12 protein-coding genes are annotated in these 19975 nt (G+C 39.9%); 1 reads left to right on the top strand and 11 read right to left on the bottom strand.

The window, feature by feature from the left end; genetic code table 11:
• Positions 1 to 2: 2 nt before the first annotated feature.
• The 3 genes from DW205_RS10075 to DW205_RS10065 all read right to left on the bottom strand — a co-directional run bounded on the left by DW205_RS10075 (position 3) and on the right by DW205_RS10065 (position 5187).
• On the bottom strand, positions 3 to 3443 hold the full coding sequence (locus tag DW205_RS10075) for a TonB-dependent receptor (RefSeq protein WP_005863534.1): 3441 nt from the start codon (positions 3441 to 3443) through the stop codon (positions 3 to 5).
• Between the two features lie 142 nt (positions 3444 to 3585).
• Entirely contained in the window at positions 3586 to 4569 is a 984-nt protein-coding gene (locus DW205_RS10070; RefSeq protein WP_005863536.1) for a FecR family protein, read from the bottom strand.
• Between the two features lie 75 nt (positions 4570 to 4644).
• Positions 4645 to 5187 carry an RNA polymerase sigma factor gene (locus DW205_RS10065; protein ID WP_005863538.1) on the bottom strand — a complete coding sequence of 181 codons (543 nt, stop codon included), beginning with the start codon at positions 5185 to 5187 and terminating at the stop codon, positions 4645 to 4647.
• Between the two features lie 437 nt (positions 5188 to 5624).
• On the opposite strand from DW205_RS10065, the gene DW205_RS10060 reads away from it, so the two are divergent.
• Positions 5625 to 7007, top strand: coding sequence for a hypothetical protein (locus DW205_RS10060; protein ID WP_008777721.1), 1383 nt, complete (start codon positions 5625 to 5627; stop codon positions 7005 to 7007).
• 74 nt (positions 7008 to 7081) lie between these two features.
• Here DW205_RS10060 and DW205_RS10055 read toward each other — a convergent pair whose 3' ends face one another.
• From DW205_RS10055 to DW205_RS10020, 8 genes are all read right to left on the bottom strand, one after another.
• Positions 7082 to 7999 (bottom strand): endonuclease/exonuclease/phosphatase family protein, encoded by a 918-nt coding sequence (locus DW205_RS10055; protein ID WP_005863542.1) that lies wholly within the window; start codon positions 7997 to 7999, stop codon positions 7082 to 7084.
• A gap of 37 nt (positions 8000 to 8036) precedes the next feature.
• On the bottom strand, positions 8037 to 8879 hold the full coding sequence (locus DW205_RS10050) for an endonuclease/exonuclease/phosphatase family protein (protein WP_005863544.1): 843 nt from the start codon (positions 8877 to 8879) through the stop codon (positions 8037 to 8039).
• 13 nt (positions 8880 to 8892) lie between these two features.
• Complete coding sequence (locus DW205_RS10045) at positions 8893 to 10722, bottom strand: RagB/SusD family nutrient uptake outer membrane protein (protein WP_005863546.1); 1830 nt, start codon at positions 10720 to 10722, stop codon at positions 8893 to 8895.
• Positions 10723 to 10742: 20 nt separating this feature from the next.
• Complete coding sequence (locus DW205_RS10040; protein WP_005863548.1) at positions 10743 to 14306, bottom strand: TonB-dependent receptor; 3564 nt, start codon at positions 14304 to 14306, stop codon at positions 10743 to 10745.
• 224 nt (positions 14307 to 14530) lie between these two features.
• Positions 14531 to 15535 carry a FecR family protein gene (locus DW205_RS10035; protein ID WP_008777720.1) on the bottom strand — a complete coding sequence of 335 codons (1005 nt, stop codon included), beginning with the start codon at positions 15533 to 15535 and terminating at the stop codon, positions 14531 to 14533.
• Positions 15536 to 15610: 75 nt separating this feature from the next.
• On the bottom strand, positions 15611 to 17644 hold the full coding sequence (locus tag DW205_RS10030; RefSeq protein WP_005863552.1) for a transglutaminase domain-containing protein: 2034 nt from the start codon (positions 17642 to 17644) through the stop codon (positions 15611 to 15613).
• Positions 17645 to 17662: 18 nt separating this feature from the next.
• Positions 17663 to 18751 (bottom strand): BF3164 family lipoprotein, encoded by a 1089-nt coding sequence (locus DW205_RS10025; RefSeq protein WP_005863554.1) that lies wholly within the window; start codon positions 18749 to 18751, stop codon positions 17663 to 17665.
• Positions 18735 to 19892, bottom strand: a complete 1158-nt coding sequence (locus DW205_RS10020) for a DUF4221 family protein (RefSeq protein WP_034526394.1) — start codon at positions 19890 to 19892, stop codon at positions 18735 to 18737. Before DW205_RS10020 ends, DW205_RS10025 begins: the two co-directional genes overlap by 17 nt.
• Between the last annotated feature and the right edge of the window lie 83 nt (positions 19893 to 19975).

The following is a 19975-nucleotide window of genomic DNA, read 5'->3' as shown; positions in this document are numbered from 1 at the left end:
TTTTAAAATACGACATTTATACCAAATGAATAATTACGGGTAAACGGATAGGAAGTAATGCTACCGCTGTTCTCCTCCGGGTCCCAACCATTTGGCGTGTTATGTACCTCGAATAAATCCTCGCCGGAAAAATACACCCGCACCTTCTGCAAACCGGCCTTCGAGGTCAAAGTCTGCGGGATCGTATAACCGAACTGCAAGTTTTTCAAACGAGCATACGCAACGTTAAACTTCGTGTTCGTAGATACATAATAATTGTAGTTTCGTTTATCCTTCAACGTGATCGCCGGATACTGGGCGTCCGTTCTTTCCGGGGTCCAAGTCTTTCCATACCAATACTCGGCGGATTGATACCATGCCTCTGGCATCGGGCACCGGCTCTCCCCTTCCAAGAACATCGTCCTACGGCCGACTCCTTGTATGAAAGCACTCAAATCGAATCCCTTCCAAGCCATACTCAGGTTAAAGCCGAAATTATAACGCGGGTTCTTGTCGCCCAAGTATTTCACGTCACCGGAGCCTTCTTTACCATCACCTAATACGGATAGCTTCCCGTCTCCATCCAAGTCTTTGTACATAGCGTCACCTACGCTCAAGTCACCCGGGATACCTCCTTCCGAGAAACGAGATTTATACGCCTCCAATTCTTGCTCATTCTGGATGATTCCATCAAATTCATATCCGAAATAGGAATTCAACGGATATCCGGTCGGAGTCTCGTTATTACCTAATTTGATCAGGTTACTTCCAACCCGATCCACGACTTTGTTTTTCGCGTCACTGATATTAAAGCGAACCGAGTAGCTGAAATCCTTGATCTGATCCCTCCAGCCTAGAGAGATTTCCCATCCATGAATACTTAAATGGCCGCTGTTCGTGCTCGGAGCGTCCGCACCTAACATAGAAGGATATGTCTTCGGGATAAGCATGTTTTTATTCTCTTTCCAGAAGTAGTCGAACGATCCATATAAACGGTTATTGAGCGTCGAGAAATCAAATCCCACATTGGTTGTCTGGATCGTCTCCCATGTACGAGAGGTAGAAATAATATTTCCAGACGTAGCCATTTGTCCTTTTACGCCAGCCCCGAAAGGATAATAATCGTTCGATAAAGAGATCAATTGAATATAATCATACAATCCGATACCGGACTGATTACCCATCTCTCCATAAGAAGCCCTTACCTTCAAGTCCTCGAACCAACCCAATCTTTTCATGAAGCCTTCTTCCCCGACACGCCAAGCCGCATTTACACCCGGGAACCATCCCCAACGGTGATCCGGATCAAAGCGGGAACTACCATCCGCACGGATCGTTCCTTCGATGACATATTTATTGGCAAACGTATAATTCACTCTGGAGAAGAAAGAATTAATCGTCCACTGATTTCCCTCGCTCCAAGCGTTTTGATCTTGAGCGCTACCCAATTGCAAAGACATATTTTCTTGTTGGTCGAAGTTAATACGCTTCGCCGTGAACCTATCATAGTTCTCAGACTCATGGGAAGTACCGACCATCACGCTTAAATCATGCCGGTCATTGAAGTTCTTTTTATAATCAGCATAGAGCGTGAAGTTCTTGGATAAAGTTTTCTGGTAACGACGCTCCGCGCTATTCGGCGTACGTTTCTCCCGGACCTCGTTATTATCCCAATCGTAATTGATGATTTTCTTGTTCGTCACGTTCTCATCCTGATCATACTTACGGATCACGGCTTGCCCCACCAATTGTAATCCGTCGATCACTTTCCAGCGTAATTGGTTGTTGACCGTTATATTACCTGTAGTCTTATTCACCATACCCCCGTCTTCCAATACTTGGGCCGGATTATCGAAACCCTCGAATGTATAGAAAGTTCCCGACGGATTGTACATCGGAGTCCAAGAGCGAGTCTTATAAATCAGTTCCCATATATTCTGTCCTTCCGTCAAACCCGAGGAATAGTCCCTGTTGCTTGCCTCATAAGCTAAATTAAGATCGTAAGTCAAGTTCTTGAAGATCTCGACGCTCGATTTAGCACGTACGAAGTAACGCTTGTTCACATCCTCACCAAATTTAGGGATACCTTCCTCCCGCTGATGGCCTAAAGACAACATATACGAGTATCTCTCTCCACCGCCGGAGATATTGACATTGTAATTCTGCATATTACCATTGCCAATAAGCATATCATTCCAGTCTTGATCCTTGAAGAATTGCGGATAGCCGGTCCAACGCCCCCATTCCGCATCAGTCAACACCAGATCACTATTCTGCCGGATCAGGTCCAATTGATCTCTCGTGTATTCTGGAGTGAATGATCCATCGGTGATCTCCAAGGCCATCTCCGCATGTTGTAATAGATTCGCCGGTTTCCTTAACAACGCAGGAGTCTTAATAGAGTAATATGCATCAAAAGCAACAGATGTCTTCTGATTGCGCTTACCACTTTTCGTTGTCACCAGAATAACACCATCCGAGGCACGAGCACCGTAAATAGCGGCCGTACCATCTTTCAATACGGAAATATTCTCGATATCGGAAGGATTGATCATATTAATGTTTCCCTCCGCTCCATCAATCAAAACAAGGGGAGTACCACCGTTGATAGAAGAGACATCACGAACCTTCATGGTCATGTCCGAACCCGGAGCGCCTCCGGCACGTGTAATCGTCAAACCGGGTACCTCTCCCTGCAAAGCCTGAGCCGCATTCTGAACCGGACGAGACTCAAACGCTTTCGCATCGGCCGTAGATACGGCACCACCCAAGTTCGCTCTTTTTACCGTACCGTAACCGACAACTACAACCTCATCCATTTGCAAAGCATCTTCCCGTAACTTCACGTTCAAATTCGCTTCCTTGCCGGGACGCAATTCCGTCATGGCATATCCGATGTAAGAGATTTGAAGGACACCGTTTTCCGATACCTCCATTGTAAATTTTCCATCAAGGTCCGTAACCGTTCCGTTGGTAGTACCTTTCTCAACTACGTTCGCACCGATAATAGGTTCTCCATTCTCGTCGGTCACTACCCCTTTTACCAAATTCTTCTTTTGTAAAACCGCCTGTGAAGAAGGAGCGGCTTTCTCGTTTTTTGTAGAAGGATTAATTAAGATGAAATTATTCTCGGTAATCTCATACTTTATCCCTTCCTGCTCGAAAAGACGCTTTAAGATAGTTTCTACCGTCTGCTCTTTCACATGTACAGATACTTTCTTATTCAGGTTAACCTTCTCGCTCTCGTAGATAAAACGGAAGCCAGACTGTTTCTCTATCTTGAAAAGAACCTCCTTTATTGTCTGGTTATTAACGTCCAAAGACAACTTTGTCTCTTGCGAATAGACAGAGGCCGAGATCTGAAGTGAACATGCGATAGAGAATAATGTCGTCAATCTCATAATAGACAAAGTTTTTTTAAGGACCGGAGACTCTTCCGGCCTTGCTATATTCCAAAAATTCATATATTTGTAATTCGATTGTTTGTTAACACTAGTGTTACGAGCACTAATTTTAATGATCAAAAAGATGACGGGGAATGTTCCAGCATTTCCCGTTTTTCATGTGTATTCATGCGATTCCTGTTCTTTACTTCATAGGCAGACTTTATTTAGAGGTTATACTTATATTTTTTCCTTTCACGTTATAACTTATATCACTCAATCGGGATAGTACACCCAATATATCCGTTATGGTTTCCTCCTGTATGACTCCATCGTAATGTATACTATTCCCCAAATCCTTTTGAAGATGGATGGTTACATCGTACCTCCTCTCCAGATATTTGCAGACGGAAGCCAACGACATATGATCCATATAGAGTTTATCCTCCAGCCAGCTGTACGAATGAGATAACACACCCGATGTCGGTCTCATCTTGTTGGTTTGCTTATCGAAAATCGCCATGTCACCGGCGTTCATTAACAACTTATCATTCCCATGATCCAACTCGATACAGCCTTCCACCAACGAGGCTTCAACTGTTTTTTCATCCGTATACGCTTGCAAATTAAAAGAAGTTCCATGTACCTTTAAGCGTAATCCATTGCTCATCTTGATCACGAACGGTATCTTGTTCTTCGAGACATCGAAGAAGCCCTCTCCTTGGAAATTCACTTCCCTGATATTCTCCTTTGCGTTATAGGAATACGTAATATCAGATCCAGAATTCAGCTTAACAACGGAACCATCCGGCAAGACCACCTCCGATCGGCTTCCGTAATCAGCGGTCATTCGAACCAGCATTTCCGGCTGTTTATCAAATACTCCCATTTTCGAAAACCCGAGGACAAGCAATAAAGTAGCCGCCACTCCTGAAATGATATATCCAATATTCACCAAGCGTTTCCGCTTATTATCTCTCTCTTTATTGATACGATCGATCTTATCCCATGCGTATTGAGCATTAAAAGTTTTTTGCTCCAGATAAGAGCCTGTTTCTTTCCAGATCTCTTTATACCGTTTAAAATCTTCTTGATTAGACTCATCCTCAGCCAACCATTCATCCAGAACCGGATCCACGATCTCTTCATTCATCCTCTCCGATAAATGGTCAACGATGTGTTCTCCTATTTGCTTTTTCTTCTCCATGAGTCTAGTCTTTATTTAAATGACACCACAAATAAAAAAAGGTCCTATACGAACCTTGAAAATTTTCTCATTATTTTATACCTCCTTCATCTCCAGACATTCCTTCAACTTCTGTAAAGACATCCATATTAGATTTTTAATTGTTTTCACGGATATAGATAGTTTCTCCGATATTTCTTTCTGCTTCAATCCTTTTACCCTGTGAAGAAGTAACACTTCTCTGCTCCGATCCGGCAAATGGTCTATACAATCATAAAGAGCGATCCTAAACTCTTCTGTTTCCAGTTGATTATCCTCATAGGATAGAAGTAATAAGTCTTGATTCTCTGATAAACTTCCCGTCTGCACCTTTGATCGGATAAAGTTCAAGGCCAGATGTTTAGCCATCCGATATAAATATCCTGATACATTTTCCTTTATCTCTATTCTCCCCCTATTTTTCCATAAATTCAAGAAAAGCTCTTGAACAACATCCTCCGCATCATTTCTATCCATCAATAGACTATACACATACTGACAAAGACGCCCGTAATAACGATCAAACAGTTTATTATAACTGATATAATCATTATTTCCGATCGCTATCATTAAAACCTTATCGGCATGAATTTCCTGCATACAATCTTTATTATCATGAATATTCGCAATCGTCTTTACAGGTAAATGAGTTTCGGCAAGACTATGGCTAACAAAAAGAAGAACGAAGATATAAAGCGAACAGAATCAGTTTGTAATCGAGGTTTAAAAAGATGCTTAGTTGATAGATCTGAGATTTCATAAAAAGGAGGAATAGATTATAAATATATATGGTTGAGCGATTTACGGTTTATCAACAAAACCATAGTCTTGCCGAGACTCAGTTGTAATAGATCTCAGAAATATATTTTACAAGGGATCAATCGTGTCTTTCCTCAAATCTCCTGTAACGCAAATGTAGAAAAATTATTATTCGATTGGTTATTTTAATATTTATTTTCCTGCAAAATTATTATTTTTGGAAAAAACAGGACGTAATCTCCGATTTTATCTACGAATAGTTTAAAATCTAAGTTGTCATGAAAACATATGCTGAAAGAAAACAGAGAACACCGCATACCCTTGTTGGTCATGTTGGTAATTCCAAGCAAGCATCTTTGTGTGAAATATTACAGTCTTCTCATGATAAGTTGCTTGAGAGGAAGGCTATTCAATGTCAAATAAATAATAACAGTCCAGGAACTAAAATAAAAGACGAGCTAAAAATACCATCAGTCAATAATTTTGTACCCATTCAACGATATGCTACCTTCACGGAAGGTGGGAAAATTTATAATATTTCCAATTCTGGCCAAGCTATTTGCGGCTTGGAATATCCAAATCACGAATTGTATGTATTAGATTTTAATACTATTATGCAAAAGGAAGGTGCTATGATTGAGTTTGTGCCAAAGGAAAAAAGACAATTTACAAGACTCAATTCAACATACCGTACAAAAGAGTATATCCGGGTAGAACCGAAATGGAAAAAGGAACATGATTTTTCGAGTAAAAAGTTAATTTCAAGTTTTTCAAATCTTAATGATGTTACAGGTGGATATAATGAAGAATTTAATTCGCTCTATCAAGAGGTGAACGAGATAAGAAAAAGCAGTGAGAATTTAAGGAAGTTCTTTGTTCAGTTGCAATTTAAATGGCCGGCCGAACAGAGTCAATTTACTTCTGTCTATGAAATGTATAAAGAAATTCACATTAAACTTTCCTCTTGGCTCTACCCAGAAAGAGGTAAAAAGCCTGTAACTGGAAGTTATGATACCTTGATCGAAAATTTAACCACATTGAAGTCTGATCTGGAAGTAGCCTTGTCGCCCTCTTCCTATATACCTACCGTCTTTGATAATAATAGTGAAAGGGATGATGTCCACGAGATGTATGGTCCGATTGTAAATAATATAGATTCCCTTATATCGAAATTACGACAAATAAAGAGTCGTATCTCAATTGATACCTTAGGTCTATGTACCAGAGAGGCATTTCTTTACGAACAAACCCACTCTGAAGAGGTTAAAATGCCCAGAGGGTGCGATATGGTTGCCTCTCTGTTTGGCCGATACGAAAGTCAAAGTAAATCTAGCATGTTGAATTTTACAGTGAAAGATAGTACCGCTCATCATTACGCTACCATTATCTCCCAAGACAATTCGGATTATATAACGATAGAAGGGTTTGCCAAAAAGAATTATGCGGGTGTAGACGATACTTGGGAATTTTTTATGCATGGACATTTTAATACCTCTCCCGAACAAGCATTTACGGATTATACGAAAATAAGATATACTTATTTCGATCAGTTTAAGGGAGGAATCGATCCAACAAGACCCCATACATCCAAAGAAACAGGTAATTGTTATTCTGATACAATTAATTCTTTTATGGGTAATTATTATAAAAAGAATGAGTAAATAGAACCTCTATAATATTTCTACAGAATAGGAGGCGACCTCTAGCGATCGCCTCTATTTTTCTTAAAGTTTTTCTATTCTACTTCTACCACAACCATTACAGGAAAATGATCAGATGGCGTACGAGCGACATACTTCTGCATGGAAACTTCTTTAGGGAAGTTCGCATCCTGTTCCTTTTGAGCGCTTTCTTTTGCTTCCGAACGATACGTATCCGTCAAGACTCCGTACTTTTTCACATCAAACTCTTTCGTAAGGAATAAATGATCGATACGACTGTCTGTTTTGCGATCCGCATGGAAGGCATTAAACGTGCCGTTGGGTACATACCGGAAATCCGCTATCTGATAAGAATCCCGCATAATACCGGAATTGTCCAGTAATAAGTAGGATTCATTATGTTGATCCACATTAAAATCACCTGTCAGAATCGCCGGTAGCTTCTCCGGAAATTCTTTCAACTTCTTAAGGATAAGTTTCGCGCTTTCCGCACGGGCCTGTACGCCAATATGATCCATATGTAAGTTAAAGAACAAGAAAGTAAAGCCGGTTTGTTTATCCCGAAATTTACCCCATGTGCAAATACGGGGAAGAACGGCATCCCATCCCTTATTGGGGCGATCGGTTATCGTAGACAACCAAAAGTCCCCATGATCCAGTACCTCAAACTTCTCCTTACGATAAAATATGGCAGAGTGTTCCCCGGCTTGTTTACCATCATCACGCCCTACCCCGATATAATCATAACCGGGCATCGCATTTTTAAGGTCTTGCAATTGCTGGTACTTGCCTTCTTGAGTTCCGAAAATATCAAAACCGTGAAACTGAATCAACTGGGCGATATACGGATACCGTTGCCCCCAGCCATTACCATTCGTCGAGTCACCCGCATTCGCGTTACGCAAATTATAAGTGGCAACTACCATAGACTCCGCCTGCAACGCAAACACGGAGCAAAGGAGAAATAAGAAAGAATAAATTAGCTTCTTCATACCTTTATAATTATTTTTAACATCCTAATCCTTAAACTCAAAATTCAGCCTCAATCATAATCGGGAAATGGTCTGAAGGGTAATGACCGTATTGGAACTCATTCAACGTACCATATTTATTCACGTGAATATTCTTGGTAACGAAAATGTAGTCAATTCGATTCTTCATCGGAGCATTCAAATTAAATTGATTTGTCGTTCCTACCGTTCCATAGGGTGGTGTTTTTGAGATTTCCCGTGAATCCAACAGTAAACCATCGGATTTCAATATTTGTATAGGCTCAGAATCCGGCGTACCATTGAAATCACCTACACAGATAGCAGGGGAATCCCCCGCTATCTTTTTAATATTAGCCAACATAATCAAAGCAGACTCATGACGGGCCACTTTACCGATATGATCGAAATGCACACTAAAGAAATAAAATTCCTTTCCCGAAACCTTATCCTTCAACTTCGCCCAAGAACAAACCCTCCGGCATTGCGCATCCCAGCCAAAAGAAGGCTTATCCTGTGTCTCCGACAACCAGTAATTTCCCGAGTCCAATAATTTAAACCGATCTTTCTTAAATAAGACCGCGGCATGTTCCCCTGCCTCTTTTCCGTCATCCCGACCTACACCAACAAACGTATACGTACCATCTTTCACCAAATCCTTCACTTGGTGAATCAGTCCTTCCTGGATTCCAAAGACATCAAAGTCATGGAAATGAACCAAAGATACCGCCATGTCTTTGCGGTGTGCCCATGAATCATCCTTATCCCCCTCATTATCATACCGCAGATTAAAACTACCCACGTTCAGTTTACACTTCTGTTGTCCGGATATCCCTATGCAGAAAGTAAATAAAGAGATAAACACTATAATTAAGTTTCTCATGATACCCCCTTGATTACCAACCCGGATTCTGGCTTAGATTCGTATTGAACTGGATTACAACCTCCGGTATCGGATACAAGTACTGACGAGTCGGCCAGCTCCGTCCAGCATAATTATACTCCATCAAATAACCACCTTGAACCGGCTTCACGTTTAGCACATTACTCTTATTTGTACCTACATAGACACCAATCGCAGCATATTTCTCATCAGCGATTTTGTCCGTATCATAGAAATAGGCGTCATAATTACCATCGCCATTCACATCCAGCGGTTGGTTAAGTGACGGGATAAAGATACCTTCCCAAGGATCGTTCACCCAAAGATCGCAACAATTCCAACGTTTCAAATCATTTAGGCGCAAGCCTTCCAGACAAAGTTCAATACCACGTTCGCGACGGATCTCCAACAAGGAAGGATCAGAGATCGTCGGGTAATAAGAAGCGATATAAGGTTCCGCAGATGACGGACGGGTTGTCAATGTACCTGTCTGTGGTGTGCCTCCCGTAATTCCCGCACGAGAACGAAGCGCACCTATCGTAGCCGCCCAATCCGCATCAGTCAGTTCGCCTAATTCAGCCTTAGCCTCAGCATAGTTCAACAAAACCTCAGCATAGCGCATGATAGGAATGTCATTATCATTCGTAGCCGCATCATCGTAAGCCACGTCATCCATGGCAAACTTCGTAAACTGATATCCCGTCAATGTATGTCCCGTGAAATTAGCTGCCGTCGGCTCATAAACACCAGAAGCATTCTTACGGGTATAATCCGCTCCCCGGATCGTCTGGTTCAAGCGGGTATCACGTCCTGTTGTCTCCTCCACGAAATTCTTATAGCTTCCATCCGCTTTTTTCTCGACATAAGGCGTACCATCCGCATTCAAGTATGACAGCATAAATTTACGGCTCATGCATAAGTGTGGTCCGTAAGTAGAGGAATTATACCACCAATTCTGCTCACCCAGTCCTAACACCTTGTCAGTCTCGATAGCCATCATTACCTCCGTGGTAACGGCCTTATCGGCAATGAAAAGTTCGCGATACGCTCCACGGCCATCGCTATAAGCACCTGAAGTATAAAGTTTGTACGGTCCGTTATCCATAACTTCCTTAGCCGCCTCAGCCGCTAGTTTATATAAATCTTTGGCCGAATATTCCGTACATCCCGTACGAGCGATATCCAATTGGTCAGCGGCATGGTATTTACGCCAAGCAGCCTCAAACAAGCAAACACGAGATTTGAAAGCGGCAGCTGTCCATTTATTTACGATCGTTGAATTATGCGTGACATCCTCTTCCAATATATTCGTATACGCATAATCCAAATCCTCCAAGATATGCCCGATAATCACATCACGTGTATCACGCGGGTTATAAAGATCCGGGTCTTCAGCCTCGTTAAATACCTTATCAATCCAAGGTACCTCGCCATATTGTACCAATTTATCAAAATAGAAGCGAGCACGGAACAAGCGTGCGATACCATTATAATTGTCACGGATAGTCGTGCTTAGTGACTCATTCACGTTATTCTCCAAAAAGAAATTTATATTACGAAGAGCGGACCATGACCAACTCGTCGCGCTATTCGTAGTATAAGCGCCAACCTCCATACCACCCAAGGAATTTTTCACCCCATAATCTGCCGTAGCATCACGCCGGAAAGCGCTTCCTCGGGAAGGCAAGACATTGTAAAATGAGTACGTATACGTCTTCAAACCATTCTCGGAGCTAAACACCATATCCACAGAAGCCTCCGACTTTGGTTCCTCATTCATCTCGCACCCCGAAAATATAGCCAAAAGTGCCACCAGACCGCTTAATAATATATTCTTTTTCATTTCGTATAATCTCCTATTCTTTAAAATGTAACATTCAGGCCGATGCTGAACGACTTCATCATCGGGTAATTATATCCATCACCACTGTTGCTGGAAGTCAAGTCCTTATCCGATTCACCGATATTCGATACATTGACATCCTTGGAATACTTGTAAAGCGGAGACCATGTAAAGAGATTTTCCCCGGAAAGATAAATTCCTACATTTGTCAAATGCAACTTCTTAATCCATTCTGATGGCAAATTATAGCCAACCTGTATGTTCTTCAAGCGTAGATAGGCCGCATTCATCAAATAGCGCGTGTTGGCGTTCTTATGACCTCCATAGAAAGGCGCATAGTAACCCGTGTAACGAGGCAAGAAAGCATCCGGATTCTCTGGAGTCCAATAGTTGTCCACATGCCAAGAGGGCATCTGGTTATACGGACGATTGTACTGCCCCCAGAACGTAGAGGCTTCATTAGACGGATACCAATCTTGCTTACCCACCCCTTGGAAGAAAGCACTTACCCAGATATTGTTCCAATCGGCAGAGAGCGTAAAACTATAAATATAACGAGGCTCCTCGTTACCAATGATCTTACGGTCGCCCGGATCATCTACCGTATTCTGTCCGCGGTCAATATAGCCGTTGCCATTCAAGTCTTCGAACTTAATATCGCCCGGATACAACTTATAGGTTTTCGATGTTTGCATAAGTGGGTTATAATAGGATTGCCCCGCAGCTTTCGCAGCGGCCTCAGCCGCATCGATGCCAGCTTGATCCTGCCACAAGCCATTGGATACAAACCCCCAAATCTCACCGATACGCATTCCCTCGTAATAATTCTTGTCGAGCGACTGATTTGCGTACTCGCTCAATGACATATTCGCGTTATTAAACTTGTCGATCACTGAATAGTAATCCGCCAATGTTCCCTTGATACTATAATTAAACCGCTTACCAGCTAAATCAAATCCATCTTTCCATTCCAAAGACAACTCATAACCATAGGTAGACATATCCGCATAATTACCTTTCGGCGAGGAAGCACCGAACACATCCGGTACGGTCGGGCCATTCACGATCATGTCGGTTGTTTTACGGATATAATAATCTCCGCTCACGGTCAAACGATTGTCGAAGAATCCCAAATCCACTCCGATATCATACGTCGTGGCGGTTTCCCACGTCAAGTTGCCGGGAAGAGCCGCCGGAGATGACATATAATTCTGCCGCAAACCGTCAAGAATATAATCAGACTTGCTGATACCCAATGTCTGGATATACTGATAATTACTCAATCCGGCCGCATTGCCCAAAGAGCCCCAAGAAAACCGGACCTTAGCGTTAGAGATATGTTCGGACTTAACATTCCACCAAGGTTCTTGCGAGATTCGCCAACCCACGGAAGCCGAGGGGAAGAAAGCCCAACGCTCATCACTCGGGAAGCGGGAGGAACCATCGTAACGTCCGTTTACCTCCAATAGGTAGCGATCGTCAAAGGCATAATTCAAACGGAAGAAAGCGCCACCAAACTGATAAGCCTTCCATTGTGAGGTAATGCTCCGGTTATCAGTACCCATCACCAGATTCATGTTGTCCACGTCATCCGTCAACAGGTCATCATTATAAGCATAGATACGTTTGAAGCTAGATTTCTCGTAATTCCATCCAGCCATAGCCTTAAAATAATGTTTCTCGGCAAAGGTTTCCTCAAACTCCGCAAAAAGGTTCGTTGCTAGATAGTTCGTATGATCAGTTGTCTCCGCCAAGTTGGAGTAAGTACCCGTGATATATTCGATCTTACTTTCGCCATTCGCATCGGCCGACCGCGCATATGGCGAACGCACCTGTTTCTTAGTCTTCTCTTGCGTCTTCTGTTGATAAGTAAAATCACCATTCACACGCAAACGGTCACCCAAGAACTTCGCATTGAATGTCGTAGTATTCTTCAAGTTGGAGTTCTTTGTCGTAATACCGCTACGTCCATAAAGCAAATCGCCTACGGTATAGACGGCAGAATAAGTCATCGTACCATCAGGGTTGAACAGTGGCGATGACGGGTGTCCCTCGTCCGCGATATTTCTCCATACCACACCAGAACCTTCCGAATAGGTAATCGGATTGTAGTATTTATTATGGGAAAACTCAAAGTTATTGTTGATCTTCAACCAAGGAGTTAACTGATAACCTCCTTTGAAGCGCATATTATAGGTCTTGAACTTATCCGTTTGCTCATCGCTATCGAAAAGTCCATCGTAACTATAGAAACGTCCTGACAAATAATAATCAAACTTCCCGTCGGAACCCGAGATGGAAAGATTTTGATTCTGCGCAAAGACACTCTTCTTATACATCAGATCATAATAGTCGGTTCCTTCCGGATAATATACATAACGGCCTTTTGTACCGATAGAGCCATCAGAGATCACCGTCCCGAAATCGCCCGTCTCATGACGGCGCTTATACTCGTCCAGCCAAGCCACGGAAAATTGCTGTGTCTTGTTGATACCAGAAGGATTCGCTTGATTGTAATTAAAATAAGCGTCATAAAAATGCTTTGCCCAAATATAACCATCGGAAACTACATCCGGCACATTCTGTGGTGATTGTAATGAATAGCTAGAAGACCATGTCACCTTCGGCTTACCTTCCGTAGCGTTCTTCGTCGTGATCAAAACCACGCCAAATGGAGCACGTGCGCCATAAATAGCGGAAGCGGCAGCATCCTTCAATACGGAAATACTCTCAATATCATTCGGATTTAACATAGAAGGGTCTCCTTCCACACCATCAATCAACACCAAAGCACTACCCCCATTGATAGAACCGGCACCACGTACGTTAAAATCCGCCGTACGCCCCGGTTTACCATCAGACAAGGAAATATTCAAGTTCGGGACAACTCCTTCTAACATCTGAGTAGCGTTAGCCGTAGGACGCCCCTCGAATACATCACTAGTCACTTGCTCTACCGCACCAGTCAAATTCACTTTTTTCTGGGAACCATAACCCACCACGACTACCTCATCCAGCTTCTGCGTGTCCTCATGAATAGATATAACCAAATTATCTTTATTGCCTACCGGAACATCTTGAGCCACATAACCAATATAAGAAACCTGAAGTATCGCATTCGGAGTTACCTCAATAGAGAAATGACCATCTATATCCGTGATGGTACCATTGGTAGATCCTTTCACGACCACATTCGCCCCGATGATTGGTTCCCCTTTCGGGTCTGTAATCGTACCGGTAACTTTCTTATTACCTTGTTGCTGAACAGTTTTTACCGATGATAAAACGATCTGATGACCCGATTTCAATACATAAGCCACATTCGCTTGCTTTGCTATCGCATCCATTACAGCATTAATATCCGCATCTTCCACGTCAACAGAGATCGGAGAATTCAGACCTTTGATCCCATCATTATAGAAAAAACGATATTCAGTCGTTTCCTCTAATTCTTTAATAACCTCCCGCATCGGTCTATCCTTTACCGACAACGATATCTGGGCGGCAATCGCAACTCCGGAAAAGCCCGACAATAATTGGGCATACAAAAGTGTCCGGAAAAAAGAGTGCTTGAAATTACTCATTTTTAAAAATTTTTTAATAATACATAGATTTTAAACAGGTAACTTTACAAGCAAATCATTTACATATTCTATCTTATTTATAACCGGCTAGTTATTTCCTTGAAGATATTATATACAAGTGATTTTGCTTAAGAGGAAGAAGGGCCTTGCCTTTCTTCTTTTTTTACTACAATCATCTAGCTCATCTCATAGGCTTCTTCTTTATTAGGTTAACACTCAACTTTCTATTTCTCATTTAAATAAATAGTATCACCTACCGACACATACGTAATCGGAGCCGTAAGGCTTATTATTTCAAATACATTATCCAGACTATTATTCCGGATCACCCCCGAGAAACTGTAGCCTTTAATCTTATTGGACAAAAAACGAACTTCAACATTATACATTCGATTCAACAATACCACGATCTCCTCCAACGACTCGCCAGAGAAGGCCAGTTCATTCGTACGCCAAAGACGGGCATAAGAAGCATTTGTCGGGTGATTAACAGATAATATATGACTAGACTTATTAAAAACCGCACTCTCATCCGGAGACAGAATCACAAACTCTTTTCCAACCGCTGTTCGTACACTGCCTTCAAACAAGGTCGTAACCACCTCGTCATCTTCCTCATACGCCTTCACATTAAAAGCTGTGCCTAGCGCCTCGACTTCCATATCCCCCGCATTTACCAAGAAACGGCGCAATGTATCTTTCGAAACTTCAAAATAAGCCTCACCAGATAAAGAAACTGATCTTTCTTTCACGCCATAATCACTCTTATAATTAAGTTTAGTATGCGAATTTAACCATACTTTCGTCCCATCAGGAAGAACCACGCTAGCACGTTGCCCATTATCTGCCAACACCACATAATCCAATGGATCAGGTGGTGGGACCTGTCTCATATTATACCAATGGGAGCCAATTCCAAGGCCTATACATATTAAAGCCACCGCCGCATAAGAAAGCCACTTCCATAAGGTATGCGGTTTCTTCTTTATCTCCAGAGTTTTTTTCTCTTGTCTCATCCGCTTTTTAATCTCACAAAACATCTGTCCTTGTAGCTTAGGAGGAAGCTTTTTCCCGGAAGATTCTTCCCATCTAGACTTATAAAAAGCCATGATCTCTTCCTTATGATCGGGATCTCTAAACCACGCCAAAAGAGTTCGCTCTTCTTCCGGTGAAGTCTTACCACTCATGAAGCGATCCAATAATTCGATATGTGTATGCATTTTTCTCATCGTGTAATAAGTATATCCCGAAAAAGAACTTTACCCTTACACGGAAAAATCAAGAAAGCCTTGATTTAACACAAATTAATACCACACTTGTTTTCCGCCTTCATAAGTAAACGGGCGATGTTCTTTTCCTCGTGTATGGTTATGAATACGAAAAATAGATTCCCGTGGAATATTTTGATAAATTAATTTATTGTCTTCGGCATACTGTTTACCTAATGATATCCACTTTTTGTCCCAATAGAAGAGTTCATATAATTCTCCCGTTACGATCTTATTATCATCATTCCTCGGATAAAATTCCACCTTCGCTATCTGTTTAGGTTCGCCTAGATCTAGAACAACAAATTGATCTTTTTGAAATTGATCTGGTTGATAATAAGACACTCGGTCCTGATCTGTCACCAAATCGAGACCATGTCCTTTAGTCCCTTCATTTCCACCCCACTCTCCGGAAAACTGCTGGCCATCGCCTCCAAATACTTTTATTTCCGCTATAGCGTAAAAATAGCCCAATGGCTGTGTTTCTTGAAAATCACAGATCAAATAACGATATTTTTGGGAAACAGATATACGGAAACTATCCACATAAAAGGGAGGATTTTCAATAGAATATATCAAAGAACGATCCGAAAGATCTTTCTTGTTACAAACATAAAAGCGGGTTCCTATCGTTCCTGCGGCTTGAAGCGCCGTATTCATTCTATATGGAACTTTTGAATAGAATGTAGCAGAACTTTCCGCTTTTTCAAAATCTGGTAATAACTTACGTAATTTACCTTCACGAGTCAGAATAAACGCATCTCCAGCAGGTCGTATCTCTCCATCATTATAATAAGCGGGAAGATAGAGCATGTTAACCCCCATTTTAGGAAAACGTACCTTGGAACCTTCCGGTCGCCCCCAACACACTGGATTCCAACCAATAATATCATAGCAACATAAATAGACATATTCTTTGGGATGTTTCTCATTCCAAAGTGGTACCTCTATATCTTCGCATACGACATACTGGTCCGTGATATCTTGAATCCCCGGATTTTTGAATAAAGGAGGTATTTCTTCTTTAGACAAGATAGCGAGCGAGTGGGGTTGTATCCGATAGTTATACCTATAGACTTTAGGAGCAGTCCTACAATATTGAATAGTAATAGTCGACGGAAACATATCAATTTTAGATTGATAGACATCTCTCCAAAACATCCCGTCTATCTTAATGTCATCCTTAGTAAGGAAAGGTCTTTGTGTATTATCATATATCATGCCGAATTGCTTACTCCCTATAATCTCGACCCATGAATGAGGATATTGTGAATTTCCCCAACAGGGAACCATATTTAATGCAGCAGGTATACCATTCGCCCTCAATGCAGCAATTTTATATGTAGACTTTTCTAAACAAGTTCCCATTTGAGTGGCTACTATATTTTGGAAAGTCATAGGGCGCAATCCTTGATATTTACCGGTAAAGATTATCCATTCATTGAGAAAGCCCTGCTCTACCTCATCCGATATAGCTTTACCAATTTCTTCATACGAACACATATACATAGAATCTCGTAGTGAAGCATATTTTCGATCAAAATAACTCCCAGCATGTTCCCAATGACAATTATCTGTAGTGTAAGGGAGTACATAATCAAAGAAAATATCCCAGTCCATATTCTTACACCAAGGATATCGCTCTTTATTTTGAAAACACTGATCTATATGATGTATAAGATAATCAGAAGACAATTCTTTCAAATCAGATAAAAAGCGAGGATTTACTTTTGTATAAGAATACAATTTGTTTATACTATCATATATAGCGTATTGGATATCATATAAAAAGGAACCGTATGTCTCTCTATAATTAGCGAAAGCATCGAAATACACATGGTTTCCTTTCACCGAGTTACTATCTAATACTTGCTTCCCTATCATATTACTTATTAGAAAGCGGGCAGCTTCCTGTTTCTTCTGATTATCCTTATAATGATCTAGAACAGCTTCTAACTCCGATCTATTTTCTCCGGAGTTATCCAACGCTAATTCCAATAGAACATTTTCATTCGAAGAACAAGCATAAAAAGTTAAAATAATAAAGAAAAAAAAGTATCTTACTATCATAGCTAAAATGCTTTTTTACTACCATGTAAATGTAACCTTTGATAGATCAAAAGAATACAGATGATAATCATCATCCCAGCCCAAGGCTATTAGTTCTTTATCATCGTTTGTCACACAAATATTGAATAGTTTTATATCAGTAACTAATCGACAAATACATTTTCCACTCCAATCATATACTAAAATGTCATTACTTAACATAGTATCTAACATTCTTGTATTAGTATGCTGATTCAACTTTTTCCCTGAATATAAAGTATAAATATAACGATCAGTCGCATATATATCCGTATAACCGATTACATTCTCTTTGCCATGCTTTATGCCGTTCCTGCCAGATCTACTATCATCAATGTATATAGGATAAATATCGTGATAACGTTTTATGAGCATTGGAATCGTATCTATCTGATATAGTTCAAAGATAGCGCCAGAGGCCGCAACCGTAGCCAATCTATCTAATACTGAATTATAAACCATATAGCCTTGATAGGCAAATGTTTTACTTTTACCTCCACTATCGTTCCCATCATTTGGAAAATCGCCAAAAGACTTCACATATTTACCTGCACAATCAAACAAAGCATATCTCTTAGTATTTGTTTCCTCTTTATCAAGGAGTCCAGAAACGACATACCCATGCTTTGTTTGAATAGCAGAGAGAAACATATATTCCAAATTCACAATAGAAGAAATACTTTTAGATAAACTTTTGGTTATAATTTGTTTCTTTTGTATATCCAATATAATCACATTTGATTTATCTTTCTTTTGCATCAAACGAGGCATGATGTTTTCATCTGGGCCTTCTCCTGTTTGGGAAAAAGATAGAATACTGTCTTTTGTATAATATATTTTATCCAAAAGAGAATCACCTAAATAATTCTCTTTGATTAGACATTTCTCACTCTCAAATAGCATCATCCTCCCAAACGAACTTAACTTATAAGTATCCGCATTGAGTTGATTTGCTTTTATATTAACGACTTGTAGAAAGTACTCTTTGGGATCTATTTCGTTCTGTTGACAAGAGGCAAAGTGTATAAAAATAAAAATTATAATTAATATATATTTCTTCATATTATTCTTTTCAAACAGCTGAATCATTATACTTCTCTTTGCTTTTACATAGCCTAAATAGTCTAAATATCAGTTTATCATCATCATAATTTGGATTTTTATAATGATTTTCAGAAATATACAATCCTTTTTCATCAATATACATCAGATTTGGATTATATGTATATTCAGGAAAAACAGTCTCACCTATTATATTAAAGTTTTTATCTAGAATTATAATAGAAAATATCTTTCTTCCAAAATCCCACAATTCCATATAGTTTTCTCTATTATCTATCTCTGTTTTCAAATAGCAAACTCTATAATACACATCACGGTATTTATCATATAATAAGTTACCATAATTTGGATTTTCACACATAGATTTTAATGTTCCATTATAATCATTCGGCATCACAACCCTATCAATATAATTACTTTTTACATTCACTCTTTCAACAATATTGTGATCTATAGAAGTTATAAATATATCTTCTTCATAGAAAAAAGAATAGATAAATTTATCACCATTAAAACATCTACTAAAATACAATTCTACACCAGCATTCTTTTTTTTATTATCTGCACCACTAAATCGGGGATATTCAAATGGAAGTTCTTGTACATTCCCTGTATTTAGATCAATCATTGCAGATACAGGGTTGGGATATTTCCATCGATTACACTCCGACAATACAAAAAGATTATTATTAAATTTAAGTATAGGGTGATAACTAAACGACAAAGAGTTACATGCGTTTAAAACATTTCCATCTTTTGATTTTCCATAATAAATTTTTTTATTTATTTTCCCCTCTTTATTTACACTATATATTTCCGGGAGCTGTAAACTCGTCAGATAAATACTATCTAGACTGTCAATATAATACCCTAAGAAAAAACCAACTCCATTATCTCCCTCTATATCAAGATCTATTTTGAAGGCCATTTCTTTTGTCTGTATATCATAAAAAACAATCTGATTTTTGAAACCATTTTGAAAACTAATATATTGATGTCCATCTTTATCTGTATAAGGAAATAGAGCTTTAATATATGGTTCTACATCATAATTCAAATCAAATGTCATATTACTATCCTTTTCCAAGTAATACATATAATTTATTTTTTCACAAGACAAAAGAGAAATTAAGCTTGATAATATTATTAGCAAATAATATCTTTTCATTTTATAAGTATTTGAGATAAGTTTCAATCGTAATAATTAGGTTCTACAACGAATTATATAGATCAAAACAAAGTTATTTTATT

This window comes from Parabacteroides sp. AM17-47 (genome assembly GCF_003434625.1).
Lineage (GTDB): Bacteria > Bacteroidota > Bacteroidia > Bacteroidales > Tannerellaceae > Parabacteroides > Parabacteroides distasonis.
Note: the sequence above shows the minus strand (reverse complement) of the source record. Positions and strands in the feature narration are given on the sequence as shown.

Excerpts from the sequence above, each read along its gene's own strand:
- DW205_RS10065 (WP_005863538.1), bottom strand. The coding sequence starts at position 5,187 with ATGCAGGAAATTCATGCCGATAAGGTTTTAATGATAGCGATCGGAAAT.
- DW205_RS10050 (WP_005863544.1), bottom strand. The coding sequence starts at position 8,879 with ATGAGAAACTTAATTATAGTGTTTATCTCTTTATTTACTTTCTGCATA.
- DW205_RS10035 (WP_008777720.1), bottom strand. The coding sequence starts at position 15,535 with ATGAGAAAAATGCATACACATATCGAATTATTGGATCGCTTCATGAGT.
- DW205_RS10025 (WP_005863554.1), bottom strand. The coding sequence starts at position 18,751 with ATGATTCAGCTGTTTGAAAAGAATAATATGAAGAAATATATATTAATT.
- DW205_RS10030 (WP_005863552.1), bottom strand. The coding sequence starts at position 17,644 with ATGATAGTAAGATACTTTTTTTTCTTTATTATTTTAACTTTTTATGCT.
- DW205_RS10045 (WP_005863546.1), bottom strand. The coding sequence starts at position 10,722 with ATGAAAAAGAATATATTATTAAGCGGTCTGGTGGCACTTTTGGCTATA.
- DW205_RS10020 (WP_034526394.1), bottom strand. The coding sequence starts at position 19,892 with ATGAAAAGATATTATTTGCTAATAATATTATCAAGCTTAATTTCTCTT.
- DW205_RS10070 (WP_005863536.1), bottom strand. The coding sequence starts at position 4,569 with ATGGAGAAGAAAAAGCAAATAGGAGAACACATCGTTGACCATTTATCG.
- DW205_RS10055 (WP_005863542.1), bottom strand. The coding sequence starts at position 7,999 with ATGAAGAAGCTAATTTATTCTTTCTTATTTCTCCTTTGCTCCGTGTTT.
- DW205_RS10060 (WP_008777721.1), top strand. The coding sequence starts at position 5,625 with ATGAAAACATATGCTGAAAGAAAACAGAGAACACCGCATACCCTTGTT.
- DW205_RS10040 (WP_005863548.1), bottom strand. The coding sequence starts at position 14,306 with ATGAGTAATTTCAAGCACTCTTTTTTCCGGACACTTTTGTATGCCCAA.
- DW205_RS10075 (WP_005863534.1), bottom strand. The coding sequence starts at position 3,443 with ATGAATTTTTGGAATATAGCAAGGCCGGAAGAGTCTCCGGTCCTTAAA.